13 protein-coding genes are annotated in these 13,709 nt (G+C 63.3%); 5 read left to right on the top strand and 8 right to left on the bottom strand.

Features of this window, described 5'->3' with window-relative positions; genetic code table 11:
* Positions 1-127: 127 nt before the first annotated feature.
* Positions 128-589, bottom strand: coding sequence for a L,D-transpeptidase (locus X735_RS152650; protein WP_023811018.1), 462 nt, complete (start codon positions 587-589; stop codon positions 128-130).
* A 355-nt stretch (positions 590-944) separates the two neighbouring features.
* On the opposite strand from X735_RS152650, the gene X735_RS152655 reads away from it, so the two are divergent.
* Together X735_RS152655 and X735_RS1000000167480 are read left to right on the top strand one after the other, a co-directional pair.
* Complete coding sequence (locus tag X735_RS152655; protein WP_023811017.1) at positions 945-1,277, top strand: hypothetical protein; 333 nt, start codon at positions 945-947, stop codon at positions 1,275-1,277.
* Between the two features lie 56 nt (positions 1,278-1,333).
* Positions 1,334-1,501, top strand: coding sequence for a hypothetical protein (locus X735_RS1000000167480; RefSeq protein WP_023811016.1), 168 nt, complete (start codon positions 1,334-1,336; stop codon positions 1,499-1,501).
* Between the two features lie 72 nt (positions 1,502-1,573).
* On the opposite strand, the gene X735_RS152660 is transcribed toward X735_RS1000000167480, so the two are convergent.
* Positions 1,574-2,275 carry a response regulator transcription factor gene (locus X735_RS152660; RefSeq protein ID WP_023811015.1) on the bottom strand — a complete coding sequence of 234 codons (702 nt, stop codon included), beginning with the start codon at positions 2,273-2,275 and terminating at the stop codon, positions 1,574-1,576.
* 46 nt (positions 2,276-2,321) lie between these two features.
* Here X735_RS152660 and X735_RS152665 point away from each other — a divergent pair, with 46 nt between their 5' ends.
* Together X735_RS152665 and X735_RS152670 are read left to right on the top strand one after the other, a co-directional pair.
* Positions 2,322-3,095, top strand: a complete 774-nt coding sequence (locus X735_RS152665; protein ID WP_196815325.1) for a response regulator transcription factor — start codon at positions 2,322-2,324, stop codon at positions 3,093-3,095.
* Between the two features lie 84 nt (positions 3,096-3,179).
* Positions 3,180-5,267 (top strand): ATP-binding protein, encoded by a 2,088-nt coding sequence (locus X735_RS152670; RefSeq protein WP_023811013.1) that lies wholly within the window; start codon positions 3,180-3,182, stop codon positions 5,265-5,267.
* Between the two features lie 105 nt (positions 5,268-5,372).
* On the opposite strand, the gene X735_RS152675 is transcribed toward X735_RS152670, so the two are convergent.
* From X735_RS152675 to X735_RS152695, 5 genes are all read right to left on the bottom strand, one after another.
* Positions 5,373-5,783 carry a hypothetical protein gene (locus X735_RS152675; RefSeq protein ID WP_023811012.1) on the bottom strand — a complete coding sequence of 137 codons (411 nt, stop codon included), beginning with the start codon at positions 5,781-5,783 and terminating at the stop codon, positions 5,373-5,375.
* Between the two features lie 209 nt (positions 5,784-5,992).
* Positions 5,993-7,303 (bottom strand): flavin monoamine oxidase family protein, encoded by a 1,311-nt coding sequence (locus tag X735_RS152680; protein ID WP_023811011.1) that lies wholly within the window; start codon positions 7,301-7,303, stop codon positions 5,993-5,995.
* A gap of 1,130 nt (positions 7,304-8,433) precedes the next feature.
* On the bottom strand, positions 8,434-8,733 hold the full coding sequence (locus X735_RS152685; RefSeq protein WP_023811010.1) for a GNAT family N-acetyltransferase: 300 nt from the start codon (positions 8,731-8,733) through the stop codon (positions 8,434-8,436).
* Between the two features lie 2 nt (positions 8,734-8,735).
* Positions 8,736-9,356, bottom strand: coding sequence for an alpha/beta hydrolase (locus tag X735_RS152690; protein ID WP_023811009.1), 621 nt, complete (start codon positions 9,354-9,356; stop codon positions 8,736-8,738).
* A 4-nt stretch (positions 9,357-9,360) separates the two neighbouring features.
* On the bottom strand, positions 9,361-10,293 hold the full coding sequence (locus tag X735_RS152695) for a VOC family protein (protein ID WP_023811008.1): 933 nt from the start codon (positions 10,291-10,293) through the stop codon (positions 9,361-9,363).
* 227 nt (positions 10,294-10,520) lie between these two features.
* On the opposite strand from X735_RS152695, the gene X735_RS152700 reads away from it, so the two are divergent.
* Positions 10,521-12,089: an alkaline phosphatase family protein gene (locus X735_RS152700; protein WP_023811007.1), complete on the top strand. Its 1,569-nt coding sequence runs from the start codon at positions 10,521-10,523 to the stop codon at positions 12,087-12,089.
* Positions 12,090-12,137: 48 nt separating this feature from the next.
* Here the strand turns inward: X735_RS152700 and X735_RS152705 are convergent, their stop codons facing one another.
* Positions 12,138-13,475: a PRC-barrel domain-containing protein gene (locus X735_RS152705; protein WP_023811006.1), complete on the bottom strand. Its 1,338-nt coding sequence runs from the start codon at positions 13,473-13,475 to the stop codon at positions 12,138-12,140.
* Positions 13,476-13,709 lie beyond the last annotated feature (234 nt).

Here is a 13,709-nt window from a genome sequence, read left to right as displayed (position 1 = left end):
CTCGATACCCCGGTTCGAGCTTTGCTCGATACCGCCGGTTTGCGCTGTACTCGATACCGCAGCGTTTTCCGGCGGGAGCCTTGAACAAGGCGCGACAGCATGCTGACACGCCACCGTTTCCAGCCTGCTACTTGACGATGACGATGCTGGTGTTGGTCGCCCCGAAGGTTTCGACGAGCTGGTAGAAATCGGCGGCGTTGTCGGGGTGCAGCCGCACGCAGCCATGCGAAGCCGGCTGGCCGAGGCGCTTGATCGCGTAGGTCGCGTGCACCGCATAGCCGCCGCTGAAGAAGACCGAGTGCGGCATCGGGGCGTTGTCGTATTTCTTCGAGTACCACATTTCATGCATGCGGGTCGGCTTGAACGAGCCGGTCGGCGTCACATGGGCCCGGTCGCCGGTGGAGACTTTCCAGGCGAAGGTCGGCCGGCCGTCGACGGAGACTTCCATGATCTGCTGCGAAAGCGAAACGCGCGCCACGATCTTGTTGGCGGCGTGCGCCGCACCCGAGCCGGCGCCGAGCAGCAGTGCTGCACCAGTCAAGGCAGCGGCGGTGATGTTGATGAGCTTGGCGGAAATGGCGGTGTGCATGATGAAGTCCCCTCTCTCTGCCGGTTAGGCCGGCTCCAATTCGATGGCCGCTTATCCCAACGTCATGTTTCGAGGAGATTTCGCAAAACACTCGTTTCTGTTTCGAATCTGTTTCCACTAGTTAACAAACGCCTCCTTATAAGCCTAGCTAGAACAGGCTCGGCAGGCCCGCCCAGCCAAGACCCAGAGTCGGGAACATGAGTATCCGCCCCCAAACGAAAGTGCGAATTGGCGTCATGTGAAAGAACAACCGTCGGTATCGAAACCAACCTGCAACAAAGCGCGACCCCTAGCGGCATGATCCGGATACGGGCCGCGAGCAAAGTTGACGCAACGAAAACAGCCGGTAACGAACATGGGAACGAAATCGAACGCGCTGTCCTGGCTTCTCAGGATCAGCATCGCGGCAGCGGTCATCGGCGGCGTCGGCACGGTTGCCGGCACCCCGCTGACAAGCCTCGGCGCGATGACATCAGGCGAGATTTCGACGCTGCATGCCGCACTGTTTTTCGCCACGGTCTGGATTGTTTCCAGCCTGCGCATCGCCCGGCTCAAGGCCCTCTGGCGGGTCGGCCTTAGGCTGACGGGTTTGCGCGGCGCCTCCGGCAACTTGCTGCCGAGAGGACCGAAGGCCCGCGCCGCGACGGGGGGCTCCGTGGGCGGCGCGGGCACTTCGGGGGTATCCTGAAGCGACCCGCAACAGGTTCATTTCTAGAGAATTGGCATTTTTGGGGAACTGCGACGATGAAAACGAAATTCGCTGCTTCGGTGCTGTCCGCACTGCTTTACGCCCAAGGCCTGCTCGGCTTTGCCGGTCTTGCCACCATGCTTCTCAGGGACCGCGCCCATGCAAGCGAACTCACCATGGGCAGTGACATGCCGGTGGGGCCATCGCTTCTGCTGGTACGCTGAGTATAAAGAGCATCGGGCCCAGAGATGGAAAATCCGATGCCCGAAAAAAGGGATTGCGCCAGTACCCGGCAGTCAGTCGGCGAATTGCCGCGGCGGATCGAACCGATAGCCGGCGCCACGTATTGTGGTGATGGTGTCGGTGTCGAGCTTGCGGCGCAGCCGCACGATGCGCGAATCGATCGAACGATCGAAGGCGTCGGCGTTTTCGGCCGGTGCCGCGGCGATGATATCGTCACGCGTCAGCACCTTGCGTGGACTGGCCAGGAACAACCTGAGCAGCGCCACCTGGCCGGGCGAAAGCTGTTCCTCGGAGCCGGAGCGATGCATGACCATGGCCGATCTCAGATCGACGGTCGCGTTCTCCAGCACGATCAGTTCCTGGGTACCCCTGCCGCGGCGCGAAAGCAGGCCGCCGACACGGGCGGCCAGTTCACGGACATTGAGCGGGCTCTCGACGACGTCGGCCGCACCAAGCTCCAGCGCCAGCACCTTGTCGACAAGATCGGCCGGCCGGCAGATGAGGATAAAATCCGGTCCGCCCTCGCCGCCTCCTGCTTGGCCGCCATACCGTCTGAGCAGGTCCCGCCCCTCCGCCTGGCTGTGGCTGTCGCCGACGACGACGACGTCGATGCCCTTTCCCGACAGCAGCGATTCGGCCTCCCAGGGCTGGCGTGCCTGATGCACATCGTGGCCGCGCCGCTCGAGATGGTCGGCGAGTTCGGTCGCCACCACTTCGGCTACCGAAACGAGCGCAATGACGGATCGTGCGGCCATGTTTTCCAACCGTTCCCTGGCAACCCGGATATGAGTGCTGGACATGATGTTTATACCCAATCTACTTTCCACTGAAAGTGGGAGCGAAAGCATCGTGCGGGCAAGAATTGTCATCGTCGAGGATGAGCCCGACCTCAGGGACGCGGTCGCCGAATATCTTGGCGCATCCGGCTATGACGTGGCCACCGCTGAAAGTGCTGCCGCGGCGCGCAGCCTCGTTGAAACGCAATCGTTTCATCTCGCCATTCTCGACATCGCCATGCCCGGCGAGGACGGCCTCTCGCTCGGCCGCTGGCTGCGTTCGAAACTGCCGATCGGCATCATCTATGCCACCGCGGCCGGCACTGCGCTCGACCGCATCGTCGGGCTGGAACTCGGTGCCGACGACTACATCGTCAAGCCCTACGAATTGCGCGAAGTGCTGGCCAGGGTGCGCAGCGTGTTGCGCCGGGTTCCCCAGCCGAAGGAGCTCCAGGACAACAAGGCCGGGACGGATCGCCGTTCCGTTGCCTTCGGCCCCTTTCAGGCCGATCTCGACGGCAGGCTGGTCACCGGCGCCAATGGCGCGGTGATCGACATGGCCAAGAGCGAGTTCGACGTGCTGGAGATTTTCCTCACCCGCGCCAACCGGCTGCTGACCCGCGCCGCCATCTCCGAGGCGATCGGTTTCACCGAAGATCCGGAATCGTCACGCGCGGTCGACATTCGCATCATGCGGCTACGCAAGAAGATCGAGGCCGATCCCGCCAATCCGAAATTCCTGCGCACGGTGCGCGGCGAGGGCTATATCTTCTCGCTGCCGGCCGGCGACGGGAACTGAGCTCCGAGCCGGAAGGATTCGGTTGCTCGCCAGCCGAAATTGGCACGACTCCGAATTGGCGCGACTCCGGAATGACGGCACAAGATGATCGCTGAAGCAGCAAGCACCGATATGCAAGGGTTCAGGCAGGGCGCGGCGATGGCGGCCGTGCGCGTCGTTCGCCGGCTTCGCGAGGCCGGCGACTGGCAGCGCGAGATGGATGGCATACTGGAAACGCTCTGCCGGGCCATGGATTGCCAGCGCGGCATCCTGTTTCGCTTGCGCGAACTGCCCGGCCAGGGCTTCGCCCAATCCGTCGCCGCCTATTGGATCGACCCTCTTTTCGGCGGCGAACTGGCGTCGCCAACCGTCATCATGCAATCGATCGTCAATTCCGACCCCCTGCTGGAGCGGCTTGCCGAGGACGAACGGCAAGGCAAGATCTTCGCTGGCCATACGCGCGACCTCGAAGGCTTCCTGAGGACCGATTTCGAGAAGCAGGACATCAAATCGTTCCTCTCGGTCTCGGTCTTCGCGCATGGCCATCTCTGGGGCACGCTGGCGGTCAATGACTGCGTCAACGAGCGTGCATGGACGGACGAGGAAGAGGCGACGCTGCATATCATCGCGCTGGCCATCGGCGACGCCATCGAGCGCTCGCCCTCGGACGCCCACGCCAGCGAGGTCATTCGCCGCACCATGCTGCAGGCCTCGCTCGATGCCATCGTCGTCATCGACGAGACCGGCTCGATCATCGAATTCAATCCGGCTGCCGAGAAGATGTTCGGCTTCCAGCGCAGCGACATCCTCGGAAAGGACCTGCTCGATACGATCGTGCCGATCTACTACCGCAAGGGCTATGCTTCGGGGGCCGAATACATGTCCGGCCGCGGCGCGCCGATGGTCGGCCAACGGCTCGAGACGGTGACCCAGAACGCCGCCGGCGAAGTGTTCCCGATCGAGCTGACGGCGACCGAGATGCGGGTTGCCGACCGCCGCCTGATCTTCGGCTCCATCCGCGACCTGCGCGACAAATTGCGCGCCGAGGAGGAGATCGGCCGGCAGCGCGAGAAGCTGCACCAGAACGAGAAGATGGCGGCGATGGGTTCGTTGCTGGCCGGCGTCTCGCACGAGCTCAACAATCCGCTGGCCGTGGTGGTGGCGCAATCGACGCTGCTGCACGAATTCGCTTCCGACCCGCAGACCAAGGTGCGCGCCGAGAAAGTCCGTGCGGCCGCCGAGCGCTGCGGCCGCATCGTCAAGAGCTTCCTGTCGATGGTCCGCCTCCATCCCGCGGCACAGGCCGAGACCGACCTCAACCAGGTGATCCGGTCGGCACTCGAAGTGACCGCCTATGGCGCGCGCTCGAGCGGCATCACCATCGACACCGATTTCGCCGCCGGCCCGCTGCTGGCCATGGCCGACGCCGACCATGTGACGCAGGTGGCGGCCAATTTCCTCATCAACAGCCAGCACGCTTTGGCCGGCATTGCCGGCGACCGGCTGATCAAGGTGCGGACGTTCCGCAGCGACCGCGGTCATCCCTGCTTCTCGGTCGAGGACAATGGGCCCGGCGTGCCGGAAACGATCCGCAGCCGCATCTTCGAATCCTATTTCACCACCAAGCCGGTCGGCGTCGGCACCGGCATCGGCCTGTCGATCTCGAAATCGATCATCGAGCGGCACAATGGCAATGTCTGGTTCGAGGAAGTGCTCCCGAGAGGCGCGCGCTTCGTCGTCCAGCTGCCGGCCATCGTGGCCGGCCTCGCCATCGCCGGCGACAACCAGCCGCGATCGAGCGGCCTGCGGCATGCCTTGATCATCGACGACGAGCCGGATGTCGCCGGCTCGCTCTCCGACATTCTCGAACTGATGGGCATCAAGTCACGGATCGTTCCTGTCTGGGAATCGGCCGCCGCCACTTTGAGCGGCCACATGCCGCCGGACATCGTCTTTTCGGACCTGCGCATGCCCGGCGTTAGCGGCATATCGATCTATCGCGAGTTGCTCGCCGAAAAGCCTGATCTGGCACGGCGTTTCGTGCTGGTCACAGGCGACCTGATCGGTGCGAAAGCCGAAATCGAGGCGCTGCCGGCACAGCAGCGGCCGCAGATCCTGGAAAAGCCGTTCAGCACGCTGGATGTGCGCAGTGTGCTGTCCGCCATTGCCGAACAGGCGGTCTTGAAAGGATAAGGAAGAGGCCCCCGGGGCCGAAGAAGAGCGCACTGGAGGGAGCGCTCGGGGAGTCCGGAGCATGATCCCAAAGCGGGAACGGTTTCGGATCATGCTTCGACAAAATCAGAAAATATTCGGCGTGTCGGCCAAGGGCGCGGCATAGGCGATCATGCGGATGGCGCGGTTCTTGTGTGTTCCGGACTGTTCGGCGATGGCGCGCAGGCAATCGATACTCTCGGCACCCCAGGCCTGGCCCTTGCAGGCGAAGTCGGTCACCGGCACCGGCAGACGCGCGGTCCTGGTCGTCGTCTGCGCGCCGTCGATGAGATTGGACGGCGGATTCAACGAAGCGAAGGCCGGCCCGATTGTCGGCGTGAACGCCATGCCGACGAAGGCGCAAGCAGCCAGCACCATGAACATCGCCATGGGGTGGTCGCTGGCCCGCTGGCGCAGCGCCAGTTTCGGACGGCGGTCATTGCGTTCTGGAGCCTGAAGGCGGCTCTCGCCGCGGATCGTCTGGATTTTCGCATGCATTGCCTTCCCCTTCGCTGAGTTTCTTTTGGCGGTGAAATGAACTTATCCGCACTTTGTAACGACGATGGGGTGGCGAAGGACTGGCACTGTAACGAGTTCGAAACAGCATTCGGGCGAAGTCGGGCAAAATCGGGCATAGCTTCGACGGCGCTCGGGCTCGAGGCGCAACCCGACCGATCTTGCCAAACAGTTTTTCGAAAAGACCAGGCTCAGGCCGGAGCTTGAAGCTCGGCAATGATCTTGTGCGCGGCGATACGCCCGGCAATAATAGCGCCCTCGACATACCCCGGAAACGACGGCGAGAGTTCTGAACAGGCGAGATACACCGGGGGTGCGCCGGCAAGGATCGTTCGCTCGGCATCTCTTGCTGTCACGTCGACAACAAGATCGCTGTACGCGCCGCCGCTCCAGCGATCTCCTACCCAGTCACGCAAACTGAAATCGATGACGTCGCCGGCACTCGGGCCAAGGGCTGCCTCCAACCGGCCGGTCACCTCCGCACGCAGTTCCGGCTCGCCGAGGTCGCGCCAGCGCAGCGCGAGCGGCCCGCCGACGAACACGACGAGCGCGGCATGCTCCACATCCTTGCCGGCGTCGCAGGCAAACAGTCCCGGCGGATCGAGCCACATCACCATGCCGTTCAAATCCCGCCCGCGCCAAAACGGTTTGGCATAGCGCACCAGGATCTTGATAGCCGCGCCGCTTTTCCAGGCGCCGAGCGCCCGCCGTAGTCCAGCCGGCAAGGCAGGGACAAAGGCGAGCTCCGTCACCGTCGCCGGGGGGACGGCAACCAGAACCGCGCGCGCCTCGATGGCACCCCCGGCCGAAACGACAAGAACACCTTGCGAACTGTGCTCGATGCGCGTGACGGGCTCGCTGAGCCGCAACCGATCGCCAAGGTCGCGGGCCAGATCGTCGGCCAGTGAATGCATGGTTTCGCGCACGAAATATTGCAGCTCCGGCACCTCGTTGGTGACGCGTCGGTCATTGTCGATCAGATACCAGAGAGGAATCCGATCCAGCGCCATGCACCAGAGACCTTCGATCATCGAACGGAAGACGGCCCTGGCATCGGCGGAATCGCGCTGGCGGGCAAGCCAGTCGGCAACGGCCAGTCCGGCAATCGAGACGTCGTCCGGATCGATCCCGTTCATGCGCTCGCGGATTGCCATTGCCGCGTCATAGATCCGCTCTGCTCTCTGTACGGACATCGTCGGCTGGGTAATGAAATCGCCATCGACATAGGTTTCAACCAGCGTCTTGCCGCGTGCTTCGACCAGGGCCATCAATTCCGGCATGTCCTCGCACAGGAACTGGCCGCCACTATCGATCCGTTCGCCAAGTCCGTTCAGTCGGGACTCGACGCGTCCGCCAACGCGGTCGCGTGCTTCGAGCAGGATGAAATCGATGCCGGCCTTCTTCATCTCGAGCGCCGCCGACAGGCCTGTGAAACCCGCACCGACGATGACGACATCGGTTCGCTCGAATTCGCCGCCCTCATCCGTGAAGGTCTTCAGCATTGCCGGCTATCAACCCAGTCGCATCCGGCTTCCACAGACGAAGTATGTCCTTGTCGACATATGCCGGCGGGCCGCACACGCCATGCCGCAGGCTTGTCTCTAACCTATCGTTTTCTCGAGCATATTGAGCCAGTTGCGATAGGCGATTTTTTCGATCAGTGCGCGGCCGAAACCGCGTGCCGCCAATGCATCGATCAGCTTCGGCAGGCCGGCGACATCCCCGATGACGGCCGGGATCATGGCGCCGTCGAAATCGGAGCCAAGACCAACGCCATCCAGATCGGAAGAGCACACGTCTGAACTCCNGCGACCAGCGGCGCATCGCTGAGCGCCGCGACATCGCGAAAGCCCTTCTCGTTGAGATGCGACAGGTCGATCATGATCTTCAACTGGTTGCATGCCTTGACCAGCGCCTTGCCGGCATCGGTCAGGCCGGGTCCGGTGTCGGGCGAGGACGGGAAGCGGAACGGCACGCCGTGGCCGAAGGCGTTCGGACGGCTCCAGACGATGCCGAGCGAGCGCAGGCCGGCTTCATGCAGCACGTCGAGCAGGGTGAGCTCGGGATCGATCGCCTCGACCCCTTCGATGTGGAACACCGCGGCGATCGAACCTTGCGCCATGGCATTGCGCACATCGCCGGCGCTGCGGCAGACGGTGAGCGCTCCGGCCCGTTCCAGCCTGAACAGGATCGAGGCCATGGCGATCGTCGAGGTCAGCGCCTCATTGCGCGGAACCTCGGGCGGCAGCGGTTCGGCGACGCTCGGCGCCAGGGGCACGGCGCCGCGCCTGGATTTCTCGACAGGCGGCGGAAAGATGGCGAACATGCCCCCGGCGAAGCCGCCGGCTTTCGCGCGTGGCAGGTCGATATGGCCGCCCGATTTCCCCTCGATGAACAGTTTTTCGACGTCCGTGTCTTTCGACTGATAGAGTCTGAGCAACGTATCGTTGTGGCCGTCGAAGACGGGAACGAGATCGGTTTCGGTCATTGGGGGATCATTCGGTTCGTTTGTCGGCGCGGCGGCTAGGATATATCCTATCTACTTAGGCAGGATGCGCCACCCGCGCAAATGCCAAAGCCGCCCCGGCAGGATGGCAGCCGCTTGCCGCGCCGTTTCCAAGCAACGAAATCCCTACCGCTTCAGCACGTCGGCCCATTCCTGATGGCGGCGGAACTGGGCGTTGGCGAACGGGCAGAGCGGGATGATCTTCTTGCCTGCCGCACGCGCATCCTCGACGGCGCGGGTGACGAGCCGAAGCCCGGCACCCTGGCCGCGAAAGACGTCCGGCACTTCGGTGTGGTCGATGATGATCTGGTGCTCACCGATCTTGGTGAAGGTCATCTCGGCCTCGGCGCCATCGGGTCCACGCAGGACATAGCGGCCCTTGGAACCGCGATCCTCAAGTTCGATCTCAGGCAGTTGTTCAGGCATCGCTATGCTCCTTGGGCAGCATCGGCAAAGAACCGCCGTGCCGCCTCGATCTCGTTTGGCCGCACCTCGTGCCCGCCATCGTGCCATTCCACTGTGACATCGGCGCCGTCGGCACGCAAATAGGCCTCGAGCCGCGTGGTCAGGTTCGGCGGACAGATCGGGTCGCGCTTGCCGGCGGTCATCAGGATATGGCGGCCGGCGAGGCTGCCCTTGACCTGCGGCTCGAACGGGATCAGCGGATGCATCAGCACCGACGCGTCGAACAGCGCCGGAACCGCGAACACCACCGAGGCCAGGACATTGGCGCCGTTGGAATAGCCGAGACCCAGCACGGCCGATGGCTTCGCTGCTTCTACATGGGCCTTGACGAAGCCCGCCATCTTATCCGTCGCCCGCGCCAGATCGTCCATATCGTAGACGCCCTCGCCGGTGCGGCGAAAGAAGCGCGCGGCACCCTGTTCCAACACATCACCGCGCGGCGAGATGATGGTTGCCTGGGGCGCGAGATCGCGCCCCAGCGACAGAAGCTGGTTCTCATCGGCCCCAGTGCCGTGGAAGACGAACAGCAATGGACCGCCCGGCGAACCGGGCAGCAGCTTGTGGATGTAAGCGTCCTTGCTCATGACCTCAGCCTTCCAGGCTCTGCAGATGCTGTTCAAGATACGGCCGCAGGTGCTGATGCTGCGACGGCAGCTTCAGCGCTTCGCCCAGATGAGCGGTATCCTCGTCGCGATCGAAACCCGGCTCGTTGGTGGCGACTTCGAACAGCACGCCACCCGGTGTGCGGAAATAGATCGCCCAGAAGTAGTCGCGATCGATCACCGGCGTCACCCCATAGCCCGTGTCCATCAACGCCTTGCGCACCTCGAGCTGCCTGGCGCGGTTCTCGACCGCGAAGGCGACGTGATGGACGGAGCCGGCACCGAGATCGGCGAAGGCCGTGCTCGGCAGCGATTCGATGTCGATAACATCGGCGCCATTGCCGTTCTTCACCGCCAGCCGCCTGAGATTGCCGGACTTGTCGACTTCCTCATAGCCCATGAACTTCAGCAGCTCCTCAGTGGCGCCGCCATCCTTCAGCCTGAGCGATACCGAATGGAAACCGCGGATCGCCTGGTCGACCGGAACACCGCCTTTCGCCCAGGGCGCTCTGCCGTCGCCCTTGCCCTCGACCAGCGCGAAGCCGTCACCATCCGGTCCGGCAAAAGTCAGGCGCTTCTCGCCGAAGGTCTCTTCGCGCGAGAGGCCGGTGACGCCCTCATCGGCAAAACGTTTTTCCCAATAGGCAAGCGTGCCTTCCGGCACCGAGTAGACGGTGGTTCCGACTTCGCCGACGCCATGCCGGCCCTTGCCGATGTCGGGGAAAGGGAAATAGGTCATCACCGAACCCGGCGTGCCGGTCTCATTGCCATAATAGAGATGATAGACGTCGGGCGCGTCGAAATTGACAGTCTTCTTGACCCGGCGCTGGCCGAGTTTCCTGGTGAAGAAATCGTTGTTCTGGCGGGCATCCCTGGCCATCGACGTGACGTGATGCAGGCCCTTGATCTGGTCGAGCATTGTCTTGCTCCTTCCCTTGGTACTTGTGCGGCCCTCGCCGCTGTCCATGCCAATATGAGGACCCGAGCAGTTTACGCAAAGGCGGCAAACACAGAATGGACTGTGTCGCAAAAGTGAACGATGGAACAGAGTTCGTTCACCAATTGGCTCGCAGAGTCGGGCTTGCGCCGTGGCCAGAATTCGTTTCCATGAACGGCATTCGACATTCCGGGACAAAGGTATCGTGAGTGACTGGAAAAGCCAGGCGGCCCAACATTCTCCTGATCACATGCGATCAGTGGCGTGGCGATTGTCTGTCCGCAGCCGGTCATCCGGTTGTGCAGACGCCGAACGCCGACGCACTGGCCGGGGAGGGTGTGCTGTTCAAGCGGCACTATGGCGGCGCGGCGCCCTGCTCGCCCGCCCGCGCCTGCCTCTACACCGGTCTCTACCAGATGAACAACCGCGTCTGCCGCAACGGCACGCCGCTCGACGCGCGCCACGGCAACATCGCGCTCTCGGCTCGGGCCTTGGGCTATGATCCGACGCTGTTCGGCTACACCGACGTCTCGCTCGATCCGCGCCTGCTGGCCCCGGGCGATCCGCGGCTGCAAAGCTATGAAGGCGTGCTGCCCGGCTTTACGGTGCGCCAGTTGCTGCCGGAGCACCAGAAGCAATGGCTATCCTGGCTGGAGCTGCAAGGTGTCGACGCCAGCGCCGGCTCCCCCGACATCCACCGTCCGGTGGCCGACGGCGCCGGGACCACCATCAGCAACGCGCCGCCCGTCTACCGCGGGCAACAAACCCCGGCGGCCTTCCTGACCGGCGAATTCACGCGTTGGCTTGGCGAACAGGAGCACGCCGCGCCGTGGTTCGCGCATCTTTCCTTCATCAGCCCGCACCCGCCCTTCATTGCCCCGGAGCCCTACAATACAATGTACGATCCGGCTGACGGCCCGGCCTTCCGGCGCGCGGCAAGCTGGCAGGAAGAGGCGGAAAACCATCCCTATCTAGCCTATGATCTCGGCCGGCAGAAACAGATAAAATTCCGGCCCGAAGCCAGAGACAAGGTGCACGACTGGAGCGAAGACGATTTTCGCCGCATCCGCGCGATCTATTACGGCATGATTTCCGAGGTCGACGCGCAGCTCGGCCGCGTCTGGCAAGCACTTAAGGCCGCGGGCGCGTGGGACGACACCATCATCGTGCTCACCTCGGACCATGCCGAGATGATGGGCGACCATTTCATGCTGGGCAAGGGCGGCTATTTCGACGGCAGCTACCACATTCCGCTGATTGTCCGCGATCCGCGCCACGGCAAGGCTGCCGGCGGCCGTGTCGACAGCTTCACCGAAGCGGTCGACATTTTGCCGACCCTTCTCGACCTACTCGGCGAAAAGCCCGCGCCGCATCTCGACGGCGCCTCGCTGAAGCCGTTCCTGAGCGGAGAAACCCCTGCGGCGTGGCGCGATGCCGCGCATTGGGAGTTTGACTTCCGCTCGATTGCCGCGGGCGAGGCCGAAAACCATTTCGGCATCGCCGCACGTCAATGCAACCTCGCCGTTATCCGCACGGAACATTTCAAGTATGTGCATTTCGGCGGCAACCTGCCGCCGCTGCTGTTCGATCTGGAAAACGATCCGGGCGAGCTGGACAATCTCGCGGCCGACCCCAGTCATCTCACCGTGCGCCTGGAATTCGCCGAACGGCTGCTCGCCTGGCGGGCCGAACATCTCGACCAGTCGTTGGCACTGGCCGAATTGACCGAGAACGGCCTAGTCGGCCATGCCGCTGGCCTGCCACCTGGCCACACATAAATAAAGCCCGCGCCGTTGCCAGCGCGGGCTTCATTTGGCTGAACAGAATTACCTTACGATCATGCGCTGCTGATCGCGCTGTTCGGCATAGCTGCCCTTGTCATAGGCGGTTTGAGCCTCAAGCTGTTCCTTGGTGAAGGTCGTGTAAAGATATTTGTTGCCGTCCTTATCGGTCATGAATTTGAGATTATCCATGCCGACCGCGACCTCCTTCTCACCGATGCCGAGGAAGCCGCCGACGTCGACGATCACCGCGTCGGCCTTCTTGTCGGGCGCAAGCACGACATCGCCGATCTCGCCGACCCTGGCGTCGTTGGCGCCGTAGACAGTCGTGCCCTTCAGGTCATCGGCACGAATCTCGCCGACCGGCATCTCGGTCAACGTCGACTTGTCGATGGCGGCAGTCTGTGTCTGGTCGGGAGCCGAGGCGTCAGGGGTCGTCGCGGCCGGAGCTTCGGCGGTCTTGTCTGCCGGAGCGACAGCAGGAGCCGTGGTGTCAGAGGGCACAGCTGCCGGAGCGGTGGCCGCAGGCTCATTGGAAGCCGTCGTTGCCGGCGCCGGATCATAGGCCTTGCGGTCGAAATCCGGCTGCGCCTGCAGCTCTTCCTTGGTGGTCTGGGCGACCAGCCAGCGGTCGCCATCCTTCTCGGCCCACTGCGCCTTGGAGAAGTCATAGGTGACGTTCTTGGCGCCGAGACCAAGGAAACCACCAACACCGATGACAAGGGACTCGGCCTTGCCTTCCCTAGTCAGCACGATGTCATTGACGTCACCGATATTCTGCGCGTCGTCGCCGGTGCCGTTATAGACGTTTTCACCGATGATGTTGGTGGCAAGGTTACCATCCGCGCGCTTCACCGGTTCCGCCGGTGCGGCGTTCATGTCGGCCGGCTTTTGTGCCGTATCCGTCGTAGCGGGTGCCGTCGGTGCTGTCGCGTCGGTCGATGCGGCAGGCGCCGGGGCCGGCGCGTAGGGCTTGCTGTCGAATTCTGCCTGTGCCGTCAGCTCGTCCCTGGTCGTCGGGGCCACCAGCCAGCGGTCACCATTCTTTTCGGCCCACTGCAGCTTGCTGTAGTCGAAGGCAACGCTTTTGGCGCCGACGCCCAGAAAACCGCCGACGTCGATGACAACGGATTTCGCCTGCCCATCCTTGTCGAAGACGACGTCGCTGACCTTGCCGATGTTCTCGGCATCATCGCCGGTGCCGTTGTAGACGGATTCACCGATGATGTTGGTGACGATGCTGCCCTCTGCGCGGACTGCTGCAGCGCCTGACTCCTGAACGGCGGGGCTCTGCGCCGGCGTCGGGGTCGTCGCACTCTGCGCATAAGCGCCGGTGGCGATCAGTGTTGCGAGTGCGGTCGTGGCTAAAAGATTGCGGATCATGATAGTCTCTCCTCGTGCCTGATCTCATGCGCCGCGTCTTCGCTGGGGAAATCGGACGCGGCATCTACAGGTTCACAACGTCGTGACCAGTCTGTTGTTCCGACAAACCGCTGCCGTCCGGGAAACGAAACCACAGAAATATCGGGCCGCCGGGCAGCCCACGCGTAGCTAGGGAACCTTTCCGTCGCCGCCGCGTTTCAGCCATCGGCTGGGTGTGTCCCGGCCACTTTTCGG

Source organism: Mesorhizobium sp. L2C084A000 (genome assembly GCF_000502875.1).
Lineage (GTDB): Bacteria > Pseudomonadota > Alphaproteobacteria > Rhizobiales > Rhizobiaceae > Mesorhizobium.
Note: the sequence above shows the minus strand (reverse complement) of the source record. Positions and strands in the feature narration are given on the sequence as shown.

Excerpts from the sequence above, each read along its gene's own strand:
- X735_RS152675 (WP_023811012.1), bottom strand. The coding sequence starts at position 5,783 with ATGCATGCGAAAATCCAGACGATCCGCGGCGAGAGCCGCCTTCAGGCT.
- X735_RS152705 (WP_023811006.1), bottom strand. The coding sequence starts at position 13,475 with ATGATCCGCAATCTTTTAGCCACGACCGCACTCGCAACACTGATCGCC.
- X735_RS1000000167480 (WP_023811016.1), top strand. The coding sequence starts at position 1,334 with ATGAAAACGAAATTCGCTGCTTCGGTGCTGTCCGCACTGCTTTACGCC.
- X735_RS152695 (WP_023811008.1), bottom strand. The coding sequence starts at position 10,293 with ATGCTCGACCAGATCAAGGGCCTGCATCACGTCACGTCGATGGCCAGG.
- X735_RS152660 (WP_023811015.1), bottom strand. The coding sequence starts at position 2,275 with ATGGCCGCACGATCCGTCATTGCGCTCGTTTCGGTAGCCGAAGTGGTG.
- X735_RS152685 (WP_023811010.1), bottom strand. The coding sequence starts at position 8,733 with ATGCCTGAACAACTGCCTGAGATCGAACTTGAGGATCGCGGTTCCAAG.
- X735_RS152665 (WP_196815325.1), top strand. The coding sequence starts at position 2,322 with ATGTTTATACCCAATCTACTTTCCACTGAAAGTGGGAGCGAAAGCATC.
- X735_RS152670 (WP_023811013.1), top strand. The coding sequence starts at position 3,180 with ATGATCGCTGAAGCAGCAAGCACCGATATGCAAGGGTTCAGGCAGGGC.
- X735_RS152680 (WP_023811011.1), bottom strand. The coding sequence starts at position 7,303 with ATGCTGAAGACCTTCACGGATGAGGGCGGCGAATTCGAGCGAACCGAT.
- X735_RS152655 (WP_023811017.1), top strand. The coding sequence starts at position 945 with ATGGGAACGAAATCGAACGCGCTGTCCTGGCTTCTCAGGATCAGCATC.
- X735_RS152690 (WP_023811009.1), bottom strand. The coding sequence starts at position 9,356 with ATGAGCAAGGACGCTTACATCCACAAGCTGCTGCCCGGTTCGCCGGGC.
- X735_RS152650 (WP_023811018.1), bottom strand. The coding sequence starts at position 589 with ATGCACACCGCCATTTCCGCCAAGCTCATCAACATCACCGCCGCTGCC.